Origin of the sequence: Aeromonas sp. FDAARGOS 1408, assembly GCF_019048665.1 — a bacterium.
Lineage (GTDB): Bacteria > Pseudomonadota > Gammaproteobacteria > Enterobacterales > Aeromonadaceae > Aeromonas > Aeromonas dhakensis.
This window is the reverse complement of sequence record NZ_CP077394.1, coordinates 4,321,857-4,344,358: the sequence shown is the minus strand read 5'-3', so window position 1 is coordinate 4,344,358 and position 22,502 is coordinate 4,321,857. Positions and strand designations below refer to the sequence as shown.

Genomic DNA, 22,502 nt, shown 5'->3' with positions numbered 1-22,502 from the left:
CCATGTTATCGACCATCGCCGGGCAATTCCGTAGCAAAGCTCAATAATATAAGATGAAAACTCGGTATAATCTCAAAAATAATCAACGAGTTGTCATCAATTATCCGGCCCGGCGACCACGTCGGGCTCCTCAGGGAGAGAGCATCATGGCCATCGCCATCATCCCGGCACGGGGCGGCAGCAAGCGCATTCCCCGCAAGAACATCCGCCCCTTCTGCGGCTTGCCTATGATTGCCTACGCCATCGGGGCGGCCAGAGACTCGGGCTGTTTCAGTCGGGTGGTGGTCTCCACCGATGACCCGGAGATCGCCGAGGTGGCCCGTCGCCTCGGGGCTGACGTGCCCTTCCTGCGGGGCGCCGCGCTGGCCGATGACCATACCGGCACCACTCCTGTGGTGATCGACACCATCCAGCGACTCGACCAGCTTGGCATCCAGGCAGAGCACTACTGCTGCATCTATGCCACAGTGCCGCTGATCCAGGCCGCCGACTTGCGCACCGCCCACGCTCGCCTGCTCGCCAGCCAGGCCCCCTTTGTCTACACGGTGGCCGAATTCGGTTTCCCGATCCAGCGGGCGGTACGCATGGACGCGCAAGGCAGAGTTACGCCGTTCTGGCCGGAGCAGATGGCGAAACGCTCCCAGGATCTGGAGCCCGCCTATCAGGATGCCGGCCAGTTCTACTGGGGCAGTCGCGCGGCCTGGCTGGGAGGGATCAGCCCGGTGGGGGGAGAAGGGATTGGCCACATACTGCCAAGGCACAGGGTGGTCGACATCGACACACCGGAAGATTGGCACTTGGCCGAACTGCTCTATCAAGTGCTGGCCCAAGATGACGTTTAAGGTTGCCTTCCGGCTCGACGCCGGCGCCGAGATCGGGCTGGGCCACCTGATGCGCTGCCTGGCCATCGCCGATCGGCTGCACGCCGCCGGGGCCGAGTGCCACTTCCTCTGCCACGATCTGCCGGCGCACCTGCTGTCGTTGCTGCGGCCCCATCACCATCATCCCCTGAGCGCGCTGGATGACGCCGGCCCGCTGCCCGGCTTGCAGCCCGATTGGCTGGTGTTCGATCACTACCGGATTGACCAGCGGCTCGAAACCCAGCTGGCCGCCCACTGCGGCCGCATACTGGTAATCGATGATCTGGCCGACCGACCGCACCACTGCCAGCTGCTGCTGGATCAGGGCCCCTTGCGCCGCGCCGCCGATTACCAGCCGCTCACCCCCGCCGATTGCCGGCTGCTGCTCGGCACCGACTATGCCCTGCTGCGCCCCGCCTATCGCCAGCTGGCGCGGCAACACGCCAGTCAGTGGCAACGGGGGCTTGTCTGCTTTGGCGGCGCCGATCCCGCCGGCGCCTGCCTCATAACCCTCAACAGCCTGGCTAGGCTGCCTTGGGCCCGCACCATCCGCTGGACCCTGGTGGCGGGCGGCGCCAATCCCTTCTGGCCCGAGCTGGAACAGAGAGTGGCCAAACTGGCCGACCTCGACCTGGTGCTGCTGCGCCAGAGCGACCAGATGGCCGACCTGATGAGCCGGCACGACTTCGCCATCGGCGCCGCCGGCGGCATGACCTGGGAGCGGGCCTGTCTCGGCCTGCCGACCCTGGCGGTGCCCATCGTCGACAACCAGCAGTTCAACGACCAGGTGATCGCCCGCTTTCAGCTGGCCGAGCGGCTGACCCTGAGCGAGCTGGCCGAGCCTGAGCGGCTGCTGCAGGCTCTGCAACGGCTTGAACAACAGTCAGACGACTACCGCCGCCGCGGCCAGCAGCAGGTGGATGGGCTGGGGCTGGATCGGCTCACCGCCCGGTTGCTGCCACAACCGGATTATCAGCTGTTACCAGATGGCCAGCAGTGGCAACTACGCCATGATGGCAAACTGCTGCTTACCCTGACCCTGAACGGCCAGCGGCTGACATGGCAGGCCACCCGGCCACTTCAGCCCACGGCGTGGCAAGAGCTGGCACATCGCTTGCACACAATTTTCTCCCAATTTCCCCTCTATCTTGCCGAGCCACCGCAGATAGCGCCCCCTGCCCCCTGGCAGCCGGCGCCGCAAGGCTGGCAACTTGGCACAGGAGTCTGAACACAGATGCAGATCGCCCATCAATCCATCGGCCCGGCGCAGGCTCCCTACGTGATCGCCGAGCTGTCGGCCAACCACAACGGCAACCTGGATCGCGCACTGGCCATCATGACCGCCGCCAGGGAAGCCGGGGCCAGTGCGGTCAAGCTGCAGACCTACCGGCCCGACACCATCACCCTCAACAGTGACAGGCCCGAGTTCCAGATCCACGGCGGCCTCTGGGATGGTCACAACCTGTACGACCTCTATGAGTGGGCGCACACCCCCTGGGAGTGGCATCAGGCCCTGTTTGCCAAGGGGCGCGAGCTGGGACTGACGGTCTTCAGCAGTCCGTTCGACTTCAGCGCGGTGGATCTGCTGGAATCCCTCGACTGCCCGGCCTACAAGATCGCCTCCTTCGAGCTGGTGGATCTGCCCCTCATCCGCTACGCCGCCCAGACCGGCAAGCCGCTCATCATGTCCACCGGCATGGCGAACGAGGCCGAGATCGCCGCCGCGGTCGAGATGGCGCTCAAGCACGGCAACGGCCAGCTGGCGCTGCTGCACTGCGTCAGCGGCTATCCGGCGCCGGCAGCTGAGTACAACCTGCGTACCATCCCTATGCTGCGCCAGCGCTTCGGGGTCGAGGTGGGGCTCTCCGATCACACCCTGGGATCGGCCACGGCCATCGCCGCCACTGCGCTCGGGGCGACCCTGATCGAGAAACACTTCACCCTGGCCCGCGCCGACGGCGGGCCGGATTGCGCCTTCTCCATGGAGCCGGCCGAACTCACCGAGCTGGTGGCCTCGGTCAATACCGCCCATGCCGCCCTCGGGGTGGCCGATTACCAGCTCACCGCCAGTGAACAGGGCAACCGCGCGTTTCGCCGCTCCCTCTATCTGGTCAAGGAGATGGCCGCCGGCGAGGTGCTCACCGCAGAGCACATCAAGTCGGTGCGCCCCGCCCTCGGCCTGCCTCCCGCCGATTACGATCGACTCATCGGCAAGCGGGTCAACCGCAGCCTGAGCGCCAATCAACCGCTGAGCTGGGAGTGGATAGACAAAGATGAGTGATGATCTGTTCAACCAGCACGGCAGGCTCATCAGCCAGCGCTGGCCCGCCCTCTGGCCCCGCCTGCTGGCACAGGACGTGGAAAGCCTGCCGGCCGAGCTGACCGAGGGGCTCGGCTCCACCCTCAGCCTCCATGGCATCCAGCTCACCAGCCGGCACGATCGAGTGAAGGAGGCCGAGCTGCAGGCCGCCAGCCTGCCCAAGCAAGCTGTGCTCCACCTCTACGGTACCGGGCTCGGCGATCTGCCGCGCGCCCTGCTGGGGCGCAGCAGCCTCAAGCGGCTGGAAGTGAAGATCATGAATGGCGCCCTGTTTGCCCTGGTGCTGCGGCTGCTGGATCAGCAGGACTGGCTGGCGGACCCCAGGGTCGAGCTGATGATGGCCGGCGACGAAGGGGAGGTGCGGCTGCCCTTCTTCGCCCTGCCGCCCGAGCTGCTGCTGGTGGAAGATGCCGCCGCCCGCATCCGCGACCGGCTGGTGAGTGAAATAGACTTGCCGTTCGCTCGGGCCAGGTTCGACGCCGAACACCCCGACGTCACCCGGCGGCTGGCCGAAAATCGCGAACTGGTGGCCGGCGACGGCGATGTGGCCTCCCTTTTTGGTCTGGCTCAGGGCAAGCAGGCCCTGATCGTGGCGAGCGGCCCGACCCTACAGCACAACCTGGCCACCCTGCAGGCCCAGTTGCAGAGCCGTCGGCAGGACTACCTGCTGATCAGCGTCGATACCGCGCTGGCGTTCTTGCTTGGCCACGGCATCCGGCCCGACATCGTCATCACCATAGATGACGCCATCCACGGCAACCGGCTACCCGCCGCCCAGTCGGCCCAGACCACCCTGGTCTATTACCCCACGGTACCCACGGCGGCCCTGCTGGCCTGGCAGGGGCCGCGCAAGACCGCCTACTCCCGCAGCCCCATGTACCAGCAGTTACGACAGACGCTCCCCAAGGGCGTGCTGCACTCGGGCGGCAGCGTCATTCATCCCGCCGTGGATCTCGCCGTGCAGATGGGTTGCCGCCAGGTCATCCTGCTGGGCACCGACTTCGCTTTTCCCGGCGAGCTCACCCACTCGGGCTGGGCCGACGGTGCCCTCGGTCCGAGCGCCGCGCTGGCGCTCAGCTGGACCCTCGACGGCCATGGCCGGCGGGTCAAGACCAATCCGAACTTTTCCGCCTACCGCACCGAGCTCGAGCGCTACATAGCGCGCCACCCCGAGGTGCAGTTCTGGAACTGCAGCAGGGAGGGGGCGGAGATCGCCGGCTGCCGCTATCACCCGGAGTACGTGCAATGAAAAACGGCCAGATCACCCGCCTCACCGCCCTGGCGCACCAGTTTCGACTGGGGCAATCGGTCGCCGCGAGTCAGGCATTGCCGGAGCTGCTGCAAGAGGTGCTCACCGAACAGGGCAACCTGCCGCCCGGACTGGTAGCCGCCCTGCTGCAGTGCCAGGAGCGCCAGGACTGGCTGGGACTGGCCGACTACCTCGAATATGAAGTGGTGCACTGCCTGTCGACCCCGGCCGGCGACACCCCCACAGGAGACCATTGATGATCAAGGCCATGTCCAACGCCTCCGATGAGGAGCTGTCACGCCGCCAGACCTTCAGCGAGTTGCTGCACGCCAGCCCGCTGCCCGCGGCCGAGCTGCAGAACAACCTGGGCCTCTACCTCAAGCGCCAGTCGCTCTCCCGCATCCTGTTCATGCACGAGCTGTATCAGAAGATCGTGCCGGTCCACGGCGTCATCATGGATTTCGGCACCCGCTGGGGTCAGAACCTGGCGCTCTTCTCCTCGTTTCGCGGCATGTATGAGCCTTACAACTACAACCGCAAACTGGTGGGGTTCGATACCTTCAGCGGCTTCCCTTCCCACGCCCCGCAAGATGGCAGCGACGCCGCCATCCAGCCCGGCGCCTACGGGGTAACGCCGGGCTACGAGCAGCATCTGGCCCAACTGCTCACAGCCCATGAGGCGGAAAGTCCTCTGGACCATATCGTCAAACATGAGCTGGTGAAGGGGGATGTGACCGAGACGCTGCCGGCCTATCTGGCTCGTCAGCCGGAGACCATGGTTGCGCTGGCCTATTTTGACTTTGATCTCTACGAGCCGACCCGCCGCTGCCTCGAGCTCATCAAGCCGCACCTGACCAAGGGATCTGTGCTGGCATTCGATGAGCTCAACTGGCCCGCCTTTCCGGGGGAGACTCTGGCCCTCAAGGAGGTGCTGGGGCTGGATCGCTACGCCATCCGCCGCACCCCGCACAACCCGGGCCCGGCCTATCTGGTGATCGAGTAGTCCGGTTACGGGCTGAGGCGACGCAGCAGCCCGGCATCCAGCAGCATCCGCGCCAGCGGCTCCACCCGCCAGAATGGCGCCCCTATGGTCTCGGCAATCTCGAACAGGGTCAGCTTGCCGTCGCTGTAGGCCAGCAGATTCATCATCTCCCGCACCCGCCAGCCCGAATAGCGGGTCGACAAATCCGGGTAGAGCCCCCGCTTGCCGAGCTGAGGCTCGCCCAGCACGGTGACCTCGCAGCGCTCGTCCAGCTCCAGACACTCGATGGCCCGGCGCAGCGCCATGAAGCCACCGGCCAGACCGGCCGGCGTCACCAGCGAGAGGTCATCGAGCGAGGTGTGGTACTCGGCATAACAGCCGTATCGACTGCGCATCACCGAGGTGACCGGCAGATCGATGCCGGGCGCGCACAGCTGCCGCTCGTTGGAGCCACGCTCCAGAAAGCTGTAAGCCTTGTAGCCCGGCGCCAGATGACCGAGCACATGGCGACCGATGCGATCCGCCAGCGTGTTGCCCTGGCGGGAAGGCAGGAAGGAGTAGCCGCGGTCATCGCCAAGACAGGTCAGGTTGAACCCGGCCAGAGTGTGCTGCTTGAGCTGGTCCAGATGGCGAGAGAGATAGACGATGGCCCCCAGGGTTTCGGGCACCAGCATCAGCCGGTAGCTGTAGCGACGTGTGGGCAGTGACGCCAGCCAGGCCATCAGGAAGACGCCGACGCAGGGGCCGGAGAGCTCGTTGTTGGCCATGGAGGGGTGGCAGGTGTAGCTCGACAGCAGGATCTCCTGCTCGCTCTCCCCCGGCAGCACCCAGTCGCCATAGGTGAGCGAACCCGGGGCCAGGGTGGCATCGATCACCACCTGATATTCTCCCTCCGGCAGCGCCTCTCGCAGCCGATGGGGCAGACAGAAGCCCCAGCGGCGCTTGTAGTAGGAGGTCACATAGGGAATGGCATCCGGCTGCTCGGGCATAGAGTGAAGATGGGGTTGCAGCTCGGCCAGCGAGAGGGTGCAGCGCACCGGCTCCGAGTAGCCGACCAGATGCAGATTGTGATCCTGGAAATCCACCACCCTGCGTCCATCCGGCCCCACTATGTAGGCCTCCCGCACGTTCCACTCGTCAGGCACGGTCCAGTCGAAGCACTCGGTGCCGCTGGCTACTTCATGGATCTGCAGCTCGGGCAGGCAGTGCTCGCGCCACAGGTCCAGCGACTGCCGAACCCCGTCCCCGGTCAGGCTGCGGTTGAGCGGAAACAACAGGGTGAGCAGCCGATGCAGCTGTTCACCGACTTGTGCCTGGTCGTCCCAGTCGGTGGGCAGATAGCCGCTCTTGGGTGAAAAACTCATGGGGTGGGTGCCTCGATCAATTCGACAATGTGGCCAAGGGGGCTCAGGAAAAACTGGACGTGGGCGCCGCCAAACGCGATGGCCGGCTGGCTGGGCCCGAGGGGCAGGTGGCGCTGTGTGCGCAGCCGTTCGGCACTCTCCTGCAGGTTGCTCACCCGATAGGCAAGGTGGTTGATAACGTTGCGCCGGGTCTTGAGCACCTGAGCGACCGGGCTCTCCTCGCCGGCCGGGGCGACCAGCTCGTAGCAGAGACCATGATCGTCGTGCGCGAACTGCACCCAGACCCGTTGCAGCGGATCTTCCACCGCCGCCGAGAAGCGGCTCAGCCCCAGCACGTCGCAGCAATAGGCCACCCCGCTCGCCAGGTCCGGCACCACCAGTCCGATGTGATCAAACTGCATGGGACTCTCCTCCCGCCCGGATCAGGGCGTATGGGGCCGCCGCCAGCAACTCGCCGGCAGCCAGGATGAAGTCGCGGCACGATACCGCCCAGACCGGCACCCGCTGGCACAGCGTCTGGCGCCAGACGCCCCGCTCCTGCAGCAGGGCCACCAGCCGGGAGAGGTCGATTTCGCTGGCCAGCGACAGGTCGCGCACATAGTAATCCGCCTGCCACTCCCGCACCTGGCCGTCGACGCGCACCTGGCCCGCAAACATCTTGTGATAGCGGTAGGAGACGGCCAGCCGCTGCTCCACGTAGTGGGTGAAGGTGATGCGGTCGGGGTGGCAACCCAGCCCCAGCAGCCAGCCATCCTGCTCCGCCAGCCAGCCAAACGGGCTCTCCTGACCGAAACAGTCGTGGCACTCCCGGGCCACCAGCGCAGGCCCCTGCGGGCCGCTGATCGCCATGCTGAAGACGGGATCGAGCGTGCGCACCACCCCTTCGCGCTGGCGGAACAGCTCCGTCATCAAGCCCACCTTGCTCGGGGTCTGCGCAGGGTCGAAGCACTCGTCCGCCATCGGGCTGTAACTGAAGGTCGGCACCAGCAGGTGCCCGCCCAGCCACTGCTCGAGGCATGTCCAGAAGGCCGCGATACCCGCGGCGTTGCCCATGCCGGCAAACTGGGCCACCACCATGGCATCCGAGTGCACCATCAGGGCGCCACCTCTGGGGATCCCCAGCTCGGTCATCGCCTGCTCGAGAGCCTGTTTCACACGGCAACCCCTTTGCTCTGCAAGGCTTGCTGGATGTCGGCCAGGCTCTTCAACTCGGCCAGCTCCTGCGGCTCGAACCGCACGGCATAGTGCTGCTCGACCAGCAACAGCAGGTTGAAGTGACCAAGAGAGTCCCACTCGGGAAAGCTGCCGAGGGCAGACTGTGCATTGATGCTGGCCTGGGGGAACTGCTGGTGTGCCAGCGCGATAAGGTCATTCATTGGCATAGAACTCCAAAAACGGGAGAGAAAGAGAGCAGAGATCAAGCGTGAGGAACAGCTCGTCCGCCAGCGGCAGCAAGCCCGCTGGAGTGGTTATCGGCCGGGTTGGCAGGCTCGCCAGAAAATCCCGCGCCGGCTGGTTGCGGGTGGTGGCAACCAGGCTGATGACCAGCTCGCTCACCCCTTGCGTCCGCAGATGGTTTGCCAGCTGCGCCAGCAGCCAGTATTCGAAGCCGCGCCCCAGCACCCGGCAGCTGATGGCCAGGGTATCCAGCAGCGCCCTGCCCTCATCGAGCGGGCGCACCACCAGCAGGGCCGTCATGCCGTGATCGGCGAACCGGTCTCGCAGGCTGGCCAGCCAGACCTCGCCCCCCTCGGCGGCCAGCCGGGCCAGTTCCGCCGCCTGATAGCGGCGGCCGGAGAGGTTGAACTGATTGGTCTTCTGGCTGAGCTGTTCGGCTCGCAACTGGTTGCCCGGGGAGAGCGGCTGCCAGTCGGCCTGCAACGCCAATTGCCGCAGGAAGGCGTGCTCGTCGCCCAGTTGCCGGCGCACCGCCTCGGCCTCGGCCTGGGCCTGATAGGAGTGATGCCGCAGGCCGTCATCCCGGCTCTGGTGGCGACTGCACAGGGCCGGCAGCGTCAGCAGGGCATCCGGCCAGCTCCAGAGATCGACCGGCGGGGTAACCACCAGCACCTCGGGGCAGTTGGCCCGCACCTCGGCCCGCTCCAGCTCGCTGTCATCCCAGAAGACCAGGCTGTCCAGCCCGACATTGAGGCGGGCGGCCAGCCGCCGCAGCCCCTGGGATTTGGGCTCCCAGCCGATCTCGGCGGCGGCTATCTGCGCCCGTGTCAGCACCATGCCCGGATGCTCGTCAAACAGCCGCCACACATCGTCCGCCAGATTCTTGGAGCAGAGCGCCAGCACTATGCCCTGCCCGTGCCAATGACTGGCCGCCTGCTGGAAGGCCTGGTAGAGCCGGCCCATCCCGTCCTGTCCCAGCAGGACGCCGCCGACACCGTCTTCCCCTACCACACCGCCCCACAGGGTATTATCGCAGTCGAGCACCAGCACCTTGTGAGCGGGTTGCTGCAACCGCTGCAGCAAGGGGAGCATCCACTGCGCCAGGCTGGCCAGACCGGCCATGGAGAAGGGGCAGGACATCAGATAGAGGTTGCGCCGATCGAAGCAGTGCTGGCGGCCATGCTGTTGCAGCCAGAGCGGCAGGTGCAGGTCGTCCAGGCCGGGTTGCTGCAGGCGCAGGCGGGCCATCTGCAGCTCGAACACACTGGCCAGCACGGCGAGCACGGCAGGGGCCGGGCCATAGACACAGAGCGGGGCATGGCTGCAGGCCCCCACCAGCAGATGATCCTGCGGGCGGCGCTGCAGATGCTGCAACAGAGGCTGACAGAGCGCGTCGACGAAGGCGGCGACCGCCAGCTGCTGATCGTCCTGCGCCAGACGGCCCCACTCCTGCAGGGTTCGGGCGGGCACCAGGTCTTCCCACAGCCAGATGATGATGTGGGTCCCGGCCGCGGCATCGGCGCCCTGATTCATCAGGGTCTGCAACCACTGGCCATGGGGGGCCACCTGCACTTCGCCATATTCAGCCAGGGGGCGCCAGGCGAGGTTGCCCGGCATCAAGAACGAACTGCCACTGAGATGAAGCATGGTCATGACCTTCCCCCTGCACTACCGGGACCATCCCGGCGACCGACAAATGGGATGATCGTGTTTGATCTTCATGAAAAACAAAAGCTTTTTTGGCCGTATTCAGTAGTTGATGCTGACGTAGGGCACCTCGTCCACCTGCCACAGCTGCTTGAGGTAGACGGTCAGCACGAAGAAGAAGTTGGCCAGCAGGTTGGCGAACCGATAGAGGATGGGGTCGAAGCGCACCCCGCTCTCCTCCAGCCGCACCAGCAGCCGCACCACCTTCTTGCTGCCGCAGCGGCACAGATGCAGGGTCGGGATCGGCTGCGGCCCTTGCGGCAGCACGAAACCGGTGACCCGGCCACGACTCGCCTCGTTGTAGTGATCGTAACGCCCCTTAAGCCACGCCAGATCCTCCTCGAAGATGCCGAGCCGGCCGCGCACCGAGCCGTTGAGGTTGTAGATAAGCCGCTGCAGCGCCGCGAGATCCGCCTGCATGGGCGCAAGCTCGACATCCGGTGCCAGCTGTGACAACACGGCGCCCACCTGGCAGCAGAGCTCGTCGGTGGCGATCTCGTAGTCACACTGGAACTGGGTTTCGAAGATGAAGGGGTAGCAAAGCTCGCGCTTGTCTCTGGGCTTTTTCGGGTTCATGGGGCGGCCGGATCGGGAAAAAGGCCAGTTTGCCAGCCCCCGCAGGAGCTGGCAAACGGCCGGTCATGGTCCTTCTCAATCCAAAACGGTTCAAACGCTCTTGCTGCTGGCATCCGTCGCCGGCTGGAACTGGCCGATCATCCGCAGCGCATCCAGCATCCGCTGGTTGAAGCTGGTGAAGCTGCCCACCTGGGCCGGATCGCTCTGGCCACGGGCCGCCAGCACCGCCGGCGTCAGCGCCTGCTGCTGAGACGCCGGCAACAGGGCATCCGCCTGCTGCTGCACCTGATCCAGCTTGGGCAGGTAGTCGGCCAGCGGCTTGAGCATCTCCTGCAGGGAGTGCGCCCCCTGATAGGTCTGGCTCAGCTTGAGGCTCTGCTTCAGCTTGAGCGAATAGGAGGCCAGCTGGCTGTCATCCAGCTTCAGCTCGCCCGCCTTCTTCAACAGGTCGTCGAAATTGCCGGAGAAGAAGCTGCCGGCCAGATCGTCGATCCCCTTGACCAGCTTGCCGATGGAGTCCATCTCCTCGCTGCTCAGGTTGCCCTCCAGCGAGAAGCTGAAGCTCTGGCTCGACTTGAGGCTGAACTGGCTGCCGCTGTCATCCTTCTGGGACTTGGTCTGCCAGCTGTCGTTGAAGCGCAGCACCACCTTGTCGCCATCCTTGGTCTGGATCTCCAGCGAGCCCTGCTGGCGGCTGGCCATCTCGGCCTGCCCCATGTCAGTGGTGGAGACCTTGCCGAAGAACTCCTTCTCGAACTGATCGAGCCCCTCCTGGATCAGCTTGTAGCTCTGATCCATGCCGGTCTTGATGTCTTCGTTGTCCGCCCAGTCGCCGAGCTGTTTCCTGGCGTCACCAAAGCCCTTGTCCACCCCCTTGCGAGCCTGCTCCATCATGCCGGTCAGGCTGTCGTCCGACTTGCCGTCGGCCCGGGCAGCCCCCAGCCGGCCGGTAACGAACTGCAGCACGTTGTCGGCCACCGACTGGAAGTCGAACAGGGTATCCGGGGTCACCGCCTCCGGCTGATCCTGCGCCTTGGGCGCCTTGTAGCCCTGGCCATTGATCTCCAGCGCGAACTGCAGCGCCTGCTGCACCAGCACCTGCGCCCATTTCGGCGCCTTGTGCAACGAGACTTCATCCTCGTTGTTGGTCTGCTTTGATTCCGCCTGCTGGGGCGATTTGGGAGCAACACCCACTCCCTTGGGTTGGGCCGCGCCCACTCCGTCGATCTGCATAATGTGTCCTCCCACCATGCCTGTAGATCAGCTATCGGCCTGACTGCACACTTCTTGACCACAAAATACTGGACAATCTGCGGCGGCCTTTTAAAATCGGGCCCCTTTGGGTGGCTGCAGGCTTCCCCCGATTTCGACCCGGCCAGACCGGTGTGCATGTGAGGTAAATCATGACCCAATCCCAGCAGGTTTCCGCCGACCCGGCGCCCCTTCGAACCCCGGCCGACTACCAGGCCCAGCTCGACGAGAAGCGCGAGCGCCTCTGCGGGTTGTTTGCCGACTTCACCCTGCCTGCGCTGGAAGTGCACGCCTCTCCCGCCGAACACTACCGGATGCGCGCCGAGTTTCGCATCTGGCACGACGGTGACGACCTGTACCACTGCATGTATGCGCCGGCCACCAAGGAGATCATCCGGGTCGACCAGTTCCCCACCGCCAGCCGCCTCATCAACCAGCTGATGCCGGTGCTGCTGGAGGGGCTGCGCCCGCACCCCGTGCTGCGCCGCAAGCTGTTCCAGATCGACTACCTCTCCACCCAGTCCGGCCAGATCTGCGTCAGCCTGCTCTACCATCGCAAGCTGGAGAGCGAGTGGCAGCAGGCCGCCGAAGCGCTGCAGGCCGACCTGCGAGCCAAGGGATTCGAGCTGCAGCTGATTGGCCGCGCCCACAAGCAGAAGATCTGCCTGGGGGAGGAGTTCGTCATCGAACGGTTGAATGTGCAGGGCCGCGAGCTGGTCTACAAGCAGGTGGAAAACAGCTTCACCCAGCCCAACGCCGCCATCAACGAACAGATGCTGGGCTGGGCGCTGGACGTGACCAAGGGGAGTGAGGGCGACCTGCTGGAGCTCTACTGCGGTAACGGCAACTTCTCCATCGCCCTGGCGCAGAACTTTAGCAAGGTGCTGGCCACCGAGATCGCCAAGCCGAGCGTGGACTCCGCCCAGTTCAACATCGCCGCCAACGGCGTCGACAACCTGATCATCCTGCGCATGTCGGCCGAGGAGTTCACCATGGCGATGCGCGGTGAGCGGGAGTTCAACCGCCTCAAGGGGGTCGACCTCTCCGCCTACCAGTGCAACACCATCTTCGTCGACCCGCCCCGGGCCGGCCTCGACGACGCCACCGTCAAGCTGGTGCAGGATTACGACAACATCCTCTACATCTCCTGCAACCCCGAGACCCTGCAGGCCAACATGCAGGTGCTCGGCGAAACCCACGAGATCGCCCGCTTCGCCCTGTTCGATCAGTTCCCCTGGACTCACCATATGGAAGCCGGCGTCTATCTCAAGCGCAAAGTGAGCTGATGTCATAGGGGAGGCCGCTTCGCCCTGTCCGAGCCACTTCCCCCTGGGTTCACTACATGGAAGCCGGGGTCTATCTCAAGCGCAAGGCGGGTTGATGCCGCCGGGGCACGTCGCCCCGCTCGACCAGCAAGACAGGGCCCGCGGGCCCTGTTTGATTATTTAACCCTGTGCATGGGGCGGCCGGAGCCGCTATGCTGGCGGCACGCGCATCCGCGCCACAGTCTGGGTGTCATGCCACCATGCAACGCATTCTTTTTGTTGAAGATGATCCCGAGATAGGCCAGCTCATCAGCAGCTGGCTGGCCCGCCATGACATGGAAGTGCTGCAGGAACCGAGGGGCGATCTGGCGCTCGCCAGGGTCGAGGCCGAGCAGCCGGACCTGGTGCTGCTCGACATCATGCTGCCGGGTCAGGATGGTCTCTCCCTGTGCCGGGATCTGCGTCCGCGCTTTGCCGGCCCCATCGTCATGCTCACTTCGCTCGACAGCGACATGAACCAGATCCTGAGCCTGGAGCTGGGCGCCAACGACTACATCCTCAAGACCACGCCGCCCCCCGTGCTGCTGGCCCGACTGCGGGTCCAGTTCCGCCAGCAGGGACAGCAGGCTCCGCAGCCCGTGGTCGCCAGCACACCGCCCCAGCGCCTGCAGTTCGGCCGGCTGCAGATCGACGGGCCGGGCCGGGACGTGCGCCTCGACGGCGACAGCATTCCGCTCTCCACCGCCGATTTCGATCTCCTGTGGGAGCTGGCCTGCCACGCCGGCCAGATCCTGGGGCGGGAGGCGCTGTTTCGCAGCCTGCGCGGTCGCGACTACGACGGCCAGGATCGCAGCATGGACGTGGCCATCTCCCGCCTGCGCCGCAAGCTGGGGGACGACACCAGCAACCCGACCCGCATCAAGACAGTGCGCCAGAAAGGCTATCTGCTGGTGCCCCAGGCCTGGGAATAAGCCCCGCCGAATGACCTTGATGCTCTCTGCTCCCTTATCCCCTTGCGGGAGAAGGGTTGGGGATGAGGGGGCAACAAGGCAATGCCCAGACGCAATCCAGGCAAGAGGAGAGCCCCGATGCGACGCCTGTTTATCCAGTTCTATCTGCTGCTGATCGGCTGTTTCACCCTGGCCATCCTGCTGGTCGGCATGGTCTATCAGGTCACCGCCGAGCGGGCGGGAGATCGCTATCTGGAGCGGATGATGCAGGGCTCTCTCGGCCTGCTCACCGGCGAGCTGGCCCGCTTGCCGGCCGAACACTGGCCTGCCCGCATGGCGGAGCAGAGCCGCCAGCTCACCCTGCCGCTGCAGATCGGCGCCCTCGCCAACCAGCCGCTGGCCAGCGAGGACCAGGCCTTCCTGGAGGCGGGCAACATCGTCATCGTCGAGGAGGATGACACCTTCCTGCAGCGCATTCCGGGCACCGATCAGGTGCTGATCGTCGGCCCCGTCCCCTATCTCTCCTACCTGCACGAGCTGCACTGGGTCGACGTGGGGCTGCTGCTGGCCATCGGCCTCTCGCTGGGGCTGCCGATCCTGCTCTGGCTGCGCCCGCACTGGCGCGGCCTGCAGCAGCTCGAACAGACCGCCCGCCGGGTCGGTGATGGGGATCTCTCCTGCCGCACCCGTTTGCCGCCCGGCAGCAGCCTGGGTCGGGTCGGCCGCACCTTCGACCAGATGACCGAGCAGCTGCAGGCCATGCTGGCCAGCCGCAAGCAGCTGACCGACGCCATCGCCCACGAGCTGCGCACCCCGCTGGTGCGGCTGCGCTACCGGCTCGCCATGCTGGATCCCGCCCCCTCGGCCGAGGAGCAGCAGGGACTGGAGCGGGATCTCGGCGCGCTGGATTCCCTCATCGAGGAGATGCTCACCTACGCCAGGCTCGATCGCCCCGAGCTGCCGCTGCAGTGCAGCGAGCTGGAGCTTGGCAGCTGGGCCGGCAGCCGCCTCGCCGACTGGCAGGCGCTGCGCCCAGACAAGCGGCTCGACTTCGTGCGCCCGGCCATGGCCCTGCCCTGGCGCGGCGACATCCGCCTGCTCGATCGGGCGCTGGAGAACCTTATCGGCAACGCCCTGCGCCACGCCGCCGGCCGGGTCACCCTCAGCATGGCGCGCCAGCAGGATCACTATCTGCTGGAGGTGGCCGACGATGGCGCCGGCATCGATCCCGCATTGGCGCCGCAGATCTTCGAGCCCTTCGTGCGGCTGGATCAGAGCCGCGATCGACGCACCGGCGGTGCCGGGCTGGGGCTGGCCATCGTACGCAGCATCGCCCGCCACCACGGCGGCGAGGTGCAGCTGTTGCCAAGCAGCAGCGGTGCCCGTTTCTGCCTGATGCTGCCTGTACATTTGGATACAAACCGTCACCAGTCACTCACTGAACCGCAGGTCGAACAGCCCTAGGATGAAGTCATGGAGAAACGCTCCATGTCATCAACCCGAATGAGGAACTGGAATATGAACAAGCTGATCCCCCTGAGCCTGGCTGCTGTCTTCGCCCTGACCTCCGGCTTCACCATGGCTGCCACCCCGACCAAGGCTGCCGCTCCCCAGGCTACCCAGACCAAGGTCGTGAAAAAACACCACAAGGCTGCCCACGCCAAGGCGCCGGCCGTCAAGGTCGCTCCCAAGACCAAGTGATCGACCAGCAAGCTTCCCGTAATGAAAAGGGGCCCCGAGATGGGGCCCCTTCTGTTTTCTGCGCGCTTGCCTTGGCTCAGCCCAGCATGTAGTCCGCCGGCAGGGCGATGCGGGCAACGCCGGATTCCACCGCCGCCAGCGCCACGGCGCGGGCGACGCGCGGCAGCAGACGGGCATCCATCGGCTTGGGAATGACGTAATCCTTGCCGAAGGCGAGCTCGCTGACGCCGGCAGCGGTCAGCACCTCGGCCGGTACCGGCTCCTTGGCCAGACCACGGATCGCCTCGACCGCCGCAATCTTCATGGCATCGTTGATGCGGCTGGCACGGGCGTCGAGGGCACCGCGGAAGATGAAGGGGAAGCAGAGCACATTGTTGATCTGGTTCGGGTAGTCGGAGCGACCGGTACCCATGATGAGGTCACAACGTACCCCGTGGGCCAGCGCCGGCTTGATCTCGGGGTCCGGGTTGGAGCAGGCGAAGATCACCGGATTGGCGGCCATCAGCGCTACCGCCTCGGCAGGCAGCACATCCGGGCCGGAGACGCCGACGAACACGTCGGCCCCGTCCATCACCTCCATCAGGGTGCGCAGAGGGGTGTCGTTGGCGAAGCGCTGCTTGTACTGGTTCAGATCGGTACGGCCGCTGTGGATCACACCCTGACGGTCCAGCATGAAGATGTTGTGGGGCTTGGCGCCACACTTGATCAGCAGGTCCATGCAGGCGGTGGCGGCGGCGCCGGCCCCCATGCAGACGATGCGGCTGTCGCCAATCTGCTTGCCCTGCACCTCCAGCGCATTGAGCAGGCCGGCGGCGGTGACGATGGCGGTGCCGTGCTGGTCATCGTGGAACACCGGGATGTCGCAGCGCTCGATCAGCGCCTGTTCGATTTCGAAGCACTCGGGGGCCTTGATGTCTTCCAGGTTGATGCCACCGAAGGTGTCGGCGATGGCGGCGACCGTGTCGATGAACTGGGCGCTGGTGTCGTGCTTCACCTCGATGTCGATGGCATCGATGCCGGCAAAGCGCTTGAACAGCAGGGCCTTGCCCTCCATCACCGGCTTGGAGGCCAGCGGGCCCAGATTACCCAGCCCCAGAATGGCGGTGCCGTTGGAGATGACGGCCACCAGGTTGCCCTTGCCGGTATAACGGTAGGCATCGGCCGGGTTGGCGGCGATCTCGCGCACCGGCTCGGCGACGCCCGGGCTGTAGGCCAGTGCCAGATCGCGGGCGGTCTCGGCGGGCTTGGTGAGGGCGATGGCGATTTTGCCCGGCACGGGCTGGGCGTGGTAGTCGAGTGCCTGTTGGCGGAGATCGTGCTGCTGATCGGACATGGGGGACCCCGATACGGTAGTGAATGAGTGGTGCATTGGCTCGCCCACGGGCGAGGGCTGGGGATCATAAAGAAAACCACCGGGCTTTCACAGAGGAAAGTATCGCCAACTCGCCAATGACAAGCCAGTAATTAGCATGTCACACCACTTACCAATACCTATTTAGTTATAGATATGGTTTCAATCCATGACAGGGATTCCCGCCATGGCCTCCGCCTTCCGGGCGATCGCCTCCGTCATGCCCTGGAAGATGAAGAGGTGGAACGGCAGCATGGCGAGCCAGTAGGCCAACCCCCAGGCCCCCTGTGGATGCCAGTGTGCCGTCACCTTGAGCCGGGTCAGCCCAGACTCCTCCGGCAGTATGTTGAACTCCAGCCGACCGACACCGGGGGCCCGCATGTTGAACAGCAGATCCAGCCTGCGCCCCTCGTCCACCCCGAGGATCTGCCAGGAGTCCAGCATGTCCCCCTTCACGAAGCGATCCGGATTGGTACGGCCGCGGGTCAGCGCCGGCCCGCCGATCAGGTGATCCATCCATTCACGCACCACCCACAGCTGGTTCATGTAGAAGTAGCGCTGCTCGCCCCCCAGCTGCTGCAGCACCTGCCACACCACCTCGGGCGAGGCGAGACTGAGGGCATCGCCGCTGGCGGTGCGGTCATAGAAGCCGTACTCGGGATGGCGCCAGCGCAGACCGAGCGGGGTCTCCTCCCCCTGCTGTTCGGCACCGAGCCGCTGCTCCAGAGCCAGACTCTCCGCCAGCGCCTCGTCGAAGCTGAGCAGGGTTTGCGGCAGCAGGGCCCGCAACGGGCCGTCATCGGCCGGAATGTCGTGCTTGAGGCCGCCCACCAGCGCCTTGGCCACAGGTTGCGGCACCGAGGTGACGAATTGCAGCCACCAGGCGGAGAGGCGCGGGCTCAGGAAGGGGATGGGAATGATGGGGCAGCGCTTGCCGATATGGGCGGCAAACTTCTGCAACTGCTGCTGGTAACTGAGCAGCTCGGGGCCGGCGGCGTTGAAGATCTGGCCGTCCACCCCGTCGGCCTCCACCAGCCCGCCCAGATAGTGCAGCAGGTTGGACAGTGCAATCGGCGGCGTGCGCGAGCGCACCCACTTGGGGGTCACCATCAGCGGCAGGTTGAACACCAGATCCCGCATCACCTCAAACGCCGCCGAGCCGGGGCCAATGATGATGCCGGCGCGCAGTTCCACCGTCGGCACGCCGGTGCCCCGAAACAGCTCGCCACAGTGGCGGCGGGAGTTGAGATGGCGGCTGTTGCACTGCGCCGGCTGGATGGCGCCGAGATAGATGATGCGGCGCACCCCGGCGGCGCGGGCGGCGGCGGCGAAGTTCTTCACCCCCTGCTGCTCCAGCCGGTGAAAGTCGGCCCCCGCCCCCATGGCATGCACCAGATAGAAGACGGTATCGATGCCCGCCAGCGCAGGCAACAGGGTGATGGGCTTGAGGCTGTCGGCGAGGCGAAACTCCACACCGGGCGGCAGCCGGCAGGGGCGCCGCGCCCCGGCAATCACCCGATAACCCAGCTCCTGCAGATGGGGCACCAGGTAAGAACCTATGTAGCCCGCCGCCCCCATCACCAGACAATTCCTCATTCACTCGCTCCTGCTCTGCATCCCTCGTCAACCACACCACCATAGGGCAAAGCGGGCCCTGACAGAACGCCGACCAATAAAAAAGGCGCCCATTGGGCGCCTTTTTCAGAATTCTTCAGAAGTAAAATTACTTCTTGGTGGTCATCGCACCGAAACGCTTGTTGAACTTGTCTACGCGGCCGCCGCTAGAAACTTCTTTCTGCTTGCCGGTGTAGAACGGGTGGCACTCGGAGCACACGTCCAGGTTCAGATCTTTACCAACGGTAGAGAAAGTGTTGATGACGTTACCGCAAGAGCACTTGGCGGTGATGGCTACGTAGTCAGGGTGGATACCAGCTTTCATGGACAACCTCAAAGTAATAGGCCGTGTCGCCATCCGATCTTCTGTCGGACACCACACGATTGTTGAACACAGTTTCAAAGGCTGCGAATAATATAGGAAATGCCTGAGATCAGGCAAGTGGCTTCGCAGAAAAAATAGGCAATCTCTGGTGAATTCTTCCCAAACGCTGGATCTGGTTCGTGTGGCTGTGCCGGTACCGTTACGCCGTCATTTCGACTATCTCTCCCCCCTGCCCTTACCTGCCCCCGGCTGCCGGGTCGAGATCCCGTTCGGCCCGCAAACCCTGGTCGGACTGGTGGTGGATCACCCGACCGAGAGCCAGGTGCCGCGCAACAAGCTCAAACCCATCAAGCGGGTGTTGGATGCGGCGCCGGTGCTGGGGCCGGACATTCTGGCACTGATGAACTGGAGTGCCAGCTATTACCAGCATCCGCTGGGGGAGGTACTGCCCCACGCCCTGCCGGTGCTGGTGCGCAAGGGGGAGCCCGCCGCCTATCGGGAGCTGGAGTTCTGGTTCGCCACCGAGGCCGGCATGGCGGTCGATCTCAACGAGCTCAAGCGGGCGGCCAAGCAGCAGCAGGCCCTCGCCTTGCTGCGCAAGGGGCCGCAGACCCCCTCCGCCCTCAAGCAGGAGGAGATCCAGAGTGCAGCACTCAGCGCACTGGAGAAGAAGGGGCTGCTGGAGAAGCGCTCGCTGGAGCCGAGCAATGAGAGTGACTGGGCCGCCCGCTTCGAGCCGGGCGAGGGGCTGCGCCTCAACGGCGAGCAGGCGCTGGCGGTATCTGCCGTCACCAGCCAGAGCGACAGGTTCGGCGCCTTTTTGCTGGACGGCATCACCGGCTCCGGCAAAACCGAGGTCTACCTGAGCATCCTCGAGCCCCTGCTCAAGGCGGGCAAGCAGGCGCTGGTGATGGTGCCGGAGATAGGCCTCACCCCGCAGACCATCAACCGCTTTCGCCGCCGCTTCAACGTACCCGTGGTGGCGATGAACTCCGCCATGAACGATCGGGAGCGGCTAGATGCCTGGCTGGCCTGCCGCGACGGCGGTGCCGCCATCCTGATCGGCACCCGCTCCGCGGTGTTCACCCCGTTTCACGACCTCGGCATCATCATCATCGACGAGGAGCACGACGGCTCCTTCAAGCAGCAGGACGGCTTTCGCTACCACGCGCGGGATCTGGCGGTGATGCGGGCCCATCGCGCCGGCATTCCCATCCTGCTCGGCTCGGCCACCCCGTCGCTGGAGACGCTGCACAACGCCCGCAGCGGCAAGTATCACCACCTCAGCCTGACCCGGCGCGCAGGCAACGCCCAGACTGCCCGCCAGGTGATCCTGGACATCAAGAACGTGCGGCTGCAGGCCGGCCTCTCACCCCAGCTGGAGCAGCTGATGGCGGAGCATCTGGCGGCCGGCAATCAGGTGATGCTGTTTCTCAACCGCCGCGGCTATGCCCCGGCCCTCATCTGCCACCAGTGCGGCTGGAGCGCCGCCTGCGAGCGCTGCGACGCCTGGTACACCTGGCATCAGGCCGGGCGACGGCTGCACTGCCACCACTGCGACAGCGTGCGCCCGCTACCCCACCACTGCCCGGAGTGTGGCAGCGTTGATCTGATCGGATCCGGGGTCGGCACAGAACAGCTGGAGCAGCTGCTCGGCACCGTTTTCCCGCAATATCCGGTGGTGCGCATCGATCGGGACAACACCCGTCGCAAGGGGGAGCTGGAGACCCACCTCGGTGACATCAAGGCGGGCAAGTACAAGATCCTGATCGGCACCCAGATGCTGGCCAAGGGCCACCACTTCCCGGACGTGACATTGGTAGGACTGCTGGATGTGGATGGTGCCCTGTTCAGTGCCGATTTTCGCGCCGCCGAGAAACTGGCCCAGCTCTACATCCAGGTGGCGGGCCGTGCCGGTCGCGCCAGCAAGCCTGGGCTGGTGGTGTTGCAGAGCCACCATCCCGAGCACGCCCTGCTGCAGGATCTGACCCAGAACGGCTATGGCCATTTCGCCGACACGGCGCTGAAGGAGCGCCGCCTGCTGGGGCTGCCACCGTTCAGCTATCAGGGACTGTTTCGGGCCGAGGCCAACGGCCGCGACGAGGTGCAGCTGTTCCTCGCCCGCCTTGCCGACACCCTGCGCAGCGCTCGCTACCCACATGTGCAGGTGCTTGGGCCCATCAGCGGCTTCATGGAACGCAAGGCGGGCAAGTTTCGCATGCAGTTGCTGGTGCAGGGACCGAGCCGGGCACCGCTGGCCCAGCTGCTGGATTGGGCGTTGAAGGAGCTGGAGGGGTGGCCCGAGACCAAGCGGGTACGCTGGAGCCTCGACATAGACCCCACCGAGCTGAACTGAGTCGGATTCTGGTCGCTGACGGTGAAGCGGTCGCCAACGTGCAGCGTCAGCAACCGGGTTTGTCATGCGGGCGCAGGGCTCAGACCCGCAGGTCGACCTGCTGCACCCAGCCTCCCTTGCCCTGCTCGGTCACATAGAGGCCGGACTGGCGCAGCACCCCCTGATTGCCGCTTTCCCCCAGATGGTTGAAGGGGGTGTCGAGGGGGTGCAGCAGGATGGCACCTATCCCCAGCTCCACCAAGGCGATGGGTGACTGGTCCGGCTGCCAGAACTGCAGCGCCGAGAACTGGCTGTCCCGCTCGTCCAGCACCCCATTGCCATCCTCATCCAGGGTCGCCAGCTCGCCAAACCCATTGCCGGAGCGGGCCCCAAACAGCTCGCCGCCGTCATCTATGGTGCCGTTGCCGTTGCGATCCAGCGCCACGAAGCCGCTCCCCTCGCTCAGGCCGGGCAGGCTGTCCGCCTTGCCATCCTGATCGAGGTCGAACTTGACCCGGGCGTCGGTCAGGCCGGCGATTTTTCCATCCAGACTGAGCACCAGCGGATCCTTTAAGGCATTGAGGGTGGTGCGGCGCTGGCTGATGTCGAGCTGGCGCCAGTCCAGCACAAAACCCAGATCCAGCTGCAGGGTCTGGCCATCCTGGGTCTGCACATTCGCCGCCGCCACCACGTTGAGCTGCTCTTTCTGCAGCAGGCTGTCGGTCACCTCCACCAGCTGATCCGGCTCGGCGGCAGGCTGGGCCCCCTCACCCGTCGGGGCACTCACCCCCTCCGCGCCCTGCTCGGCTGGCTTGATGGGCTCCGGCAGCTCTATCTTGTGGCCCAGCATGGCCTCGATCATCAGCTTGATGAGCCGCTGGCGATTGTCGAGCCCGTCGTTGGGCATGCCATCCTGTTCGCTCTTGCCGGTCTCGGCGGGCTTGGCCGAGGCAGGTTCAGGGGCGCTCTGAGCCGGGCCGGCGGCGCTGCGGCTGGCCATCTGCAGCGTCAGCAGGCTGCTGCGGGTGAAGGTGAGCTGGCTGCCGCCGCCGGCAGCAGCGGGGGCAACGTCCGCCGGCGCCGTGGCAGGGGACTGTACCTGGCTGGCGGCCGGCACGGGGCCGAGCCGGCGCACCTTGCGGGCCTGGGCCTGTTGCTGCTGGTATTGCACCTCCCCCTGGAGGTCGTAGTGATCGATGCGCATATCTTCGCCCTCGGCGCCATACATCTGGTCAGTTATCGACCAGCTGCCGG

22 protein-coding genes are annotated in these 22,502 nt (G+C 65.4%); 11 read left to right on the top strand and 11 right to left on the bottom strand.

Annotated elements, in window-relative coordinates; translation table 11 throughout:
* Positions 1-146: 146 nt before the first annotated feature.
* From pseF to I6L38_RS20085, 6 genes are read left to right on the top strand one after another with little or no spacing between them, the layout of a single operon-like run.
* On the top strand, positions 147-842 hold the full coding sequence (gene pseF / locus I6L38_RS20110) for a pseudaminic acid cytidylyltransferase (RefSeq protein WP_201881101.1): 696 nt from the start codon (positions 147-149) through the stop codon (positions 840-842).
* Entirely contained in the window at positions 832-2,088 is a 1,257-nt protein-coding gene (gene pseG / locus I6L38_RS20105) for a UDP-2,4-diacetamido-2,4,6-trideoxy-beta-L-altropyranose hydrolase (RefSeq protein ID WP_201881109.1), read from the top strand. Before pseF ends, pseG begins: the two co-directional genes overlap by 11 nt.
* A 6-nt stretch (positions 2,089-2,094) precedes the next feature.
* Positions 2,095-3,141 carry a pseudaminic acid synthase gene (gene pseI / locus I6L38_RS20100; protein WP_017784226.1) on the top strand — a complete coding sequence of 349 codons (1,047 nt, stop codon included), beginning with the start codon at positions 2,095-2,097 and terminating at the stop codon, positions 3,139-3,141.
* Complete coding sequence (locus tag I6L38_RS20095) at positions 3,134-4,429, top strand: motility associated factor glycosyltransferase family protein (RefSeq protein WP_043170560.1); 1,296 nt, start codon at positions 3,134-3,136, stop codon at positions 4,427-4,429. The genes pseI and I6L38_RS20095 overlap by 8 nt, the downstream gene beginning before the upstream one ends.
* Positions 4,426-4,686 (top strand): hypothetical protein, encoded by a 261-nt coding sequence (locus tag I6L38_RS20090; RefSeq protein WP_042005608.1) that lies wholly within the window; start codon positions 4,426-4,428, stop codon positions 4,684-4,686. Before I6L38_RS20095 ends, I6L38_RS20090 begins: the two co-directional genes overlap by 4 nt.
* On the top strand, positions 4,686-5,432 hold the full coding sequence (locus I6L38_RS20085; RefSeq protein WP_043170559.1) for a crotonobetainyl-CoA--carnitine CoA-transferase: 747 nt from the start codon (positions 4,686-4,688) through the stop codon (positions 5,430-5,432). Before I6L38_RS20090 ends, I6L38_RS20085 begins: the two co-directional genes overlap by 1 nt.
* Before the next feature lie 5 nt (positions 5,433-5,437).
* On the opposite strand, the gene I6L38_RS20080 is transcribed toward I6L38_RS20085, so the two are convergent.
* From I6L38_RS20080 to I6L38_RS20050, 7 genes are all read right to left on the bottom strand, one after another.
* Entirely contained in the window at positions 5,438-6,775 is a 1,338-nt protein-coding gene (locus I6L38_RS20080; RefSeq protein WP_043170558.1) for a DUF4910 domain-containing protein, read from the bottom strand.
* Positions 6,772-7,176, bottom strand: a complete 405-nt coding sequence (locus I6L38_RS20075) for a VOC family protein (protein WP_042050048.1) — start codon at positions 7,174-7,176, stop codon at positions 6,772-6,774. Before I6L38_RS20075 ends, I6L38_RS20080 begins: the two co-directional genes overlap by 4 nt.
* Positions 7,166-7,930: an AAC(3) family N-acetyltransferase gene (locus I6L38_RS20070; RefSeq protein ID WP_043170556.1), complete on the bottom strand. Its 765-nt coding sequence runs from the start codon at positions 7,928-7,930 to the stop codon at positions 7,166-7,168. The genes I6L38_RS20075 and I6L38_RS20070 overlap by 11 nt, the downstream gene beginning before the upstream one ends.
* Positions 7,927-8,151, bottom strand: coding sequence for an acyl carrier protein (locus I6L38_RS20065; protein WP_005306755.1), 225 nt, complete (start codon positions 8,149-8,151; stop codon positions 7,927-7,929). The genes I6L38_RS20070 and I6L38_RS20065 overlap by 4 nt, the downstream gene beginning before the upstream one ends.
* Complete coding sequence (locus tag I6L38_RS20060; protein WP_043170555.1) at positions 8,144-9,826, bottom strand: HAD family hydrolase; 1,683 nt, start codon at positions 9,824-9,826, stop codon at positions 8,144-8,146. The genes I6L38_RS20065 and I6L38_RS20060 overlap by 8 nt, the downstream gene beginning before the upstream one ends.
* A 96-nt stretch (positions 9,827-9,922) precedes the next feature.
* On the bottom strand, positions 9,923-10,456 hold the full coding sequence (locus I6L38_RS20055) for an ATP--cob(I)alamin adenosyltransferase (protein WP_043170554.1): 534 nt from the start codon (positions 10,454-10,456) through the stop codon (positions 9,923-9,925).
* 90 nt (positions 10,457-10,546) lie between these two features.
* Positions 10,547-11,689: a DUF5610 domain-containing protein gene (locus I6L38_RS20050; protein ID WP_019840335.1), complete on the bottom strand. Its 1,143-nt coding sequence runs from the start codon at positions 11,687-11,689 to the stop codon at positions 10,547-10,549.
* A gap of 170 nt (positions 11,690-11,859) precedes the next feature.
* Here I6L38_RS20050 and trmA point away from each other — a divergent pair, with 170 nt between their 5' ends.
* The 4 genes from trmA (at position 11,860) to I6L38_RS20030 (ending at position 15,623) form a co-directional block, all read left to right on the top strand.
* Positions 11,860-12,993 carry a tRNA (uridine(54)-C5)-methyltransferase TrmA gene (gene trmA, locus I6L38_RS20045; RefSeq protein ID WP_043170553.1) on the top strand — a complete coding sequence of 378 codons (1,134 nt, stop codon included), beginning with the start codon at positions 11,860-11,862 and terminating at the stop codon, positions 12,991-12,993.
* Positions 12,994-13,232: 239 nt separating this feature from the next.
* Positions 13,233-13,943, top strand: a complete 711-nt coding sequence (gene rstA / locus I6L38_RS20040; RefSeq protein ID WP_216988878.1) for a two-component system response regulator RstA — start codon at positions 13,233-13,235, stop codon at positions 13,941-13,943.
* A gap of 117 nt (positions 13,944-14,060) precedes the next feature.
* Entirely contained in the window at positions 14,061-15,386 is a 1,326-nt protein-coding gene (gene rstB, locus I6L38_RS20035) for a two-component system sensor histidine kinase RstB (RefSeq protein ID WP_043170552.1), read from the top strand.
* Positions 15,387-15,440: 54 nt separating this feature from the next.
* Entirely contained in the window at positions 15,441-15,623 is a 183-nt protein-coding gene (locus I6L38_RS20030) for a hypothetical protein (protein ID WP_010635722.1), read from the top strand.
* Positions 15,624-15,699: 76 nt separating this feature from the next.
* Here I6L38_RS20030 and I6L38_RS20025 read toward each other — a convergent pair whose 3' ends face one another.
* The 3 genes from I6L38_RS20025 to rpmE all read right to left on the bottom strand — a co-directional run bounded on the left by I6L38_RS20025 (position 15,700) and on the right by rpmE (position 18,913).
* Positions 15,700-16,956, bottom strand: coding sequence for a malic enzyme-like NAD(P)-binding protein (locus I6L38_RS20025; RefSeq protein ID WP_043170551.1), 1,257 nt, complete (start codon positions 16,954-16,956; stop codon positions 15,700-15,702).
* 180 nt (positions 16,957-17,136) lie between these two features.
* Positions 17,137-18,570, bottom strand: coding sequence for a DUF2867 domain-containing protein (locus I6L38_RS20020; protein WP_043170550.1), 1,434 nt, complete (start codon positions 18,568-18,570; stop codon positions 17,137-17,139).
* Positions 18,571-18,697: 127 nt separating this feature from the next.
* Positions 18,698-18,913 carry a 50S ribosomal protein L31 gene (gene rpmE / locus I6L38_RS20015; RefSeq protein WP_005306787.1) on the bottom strand — a complete coding sequence of 72 codons (216 nt, stop codon included), beginning with the start codon at positions 18,911-18,913 and terminating at the stop codon, positions 18,698-18,700.
* A 148-nt stretch (positions 18,914-19,061) separates the two neighbouring features.
* Here rpmE and priA point away from each other — a divergent pair, with 148 nt between their 5' ends.
* Positions 19,062-21,269, top strand: a complete 2,208-nt coding sequence (gene priA, locus I6L38_RS20010; protein WP_080760852.1) for a primosomal protein N' — start codon at positions 19,062-19,064, stop codon at positions 21,267-21,269.
* Between the two features lie 79 nt (positions 21,270-21,348).
* On the opposite strand, the gene I6L38_RS20005 is transcribed toward priA, so the two are convergent.
* On the bottom strand, positions 21,349-22,476 hold the full coding sequence (locus tag I6L38_RS20005) for a hypothetical protein (RefSeq protein WP_043170549.1): 1,128 nt from the start codon (positions 22,474-22,476) through the stop codon (positions 21,349-21,351).
* Between the last annotated feature and the right edge of the window lie 26 nt (positions 22,477-22,502).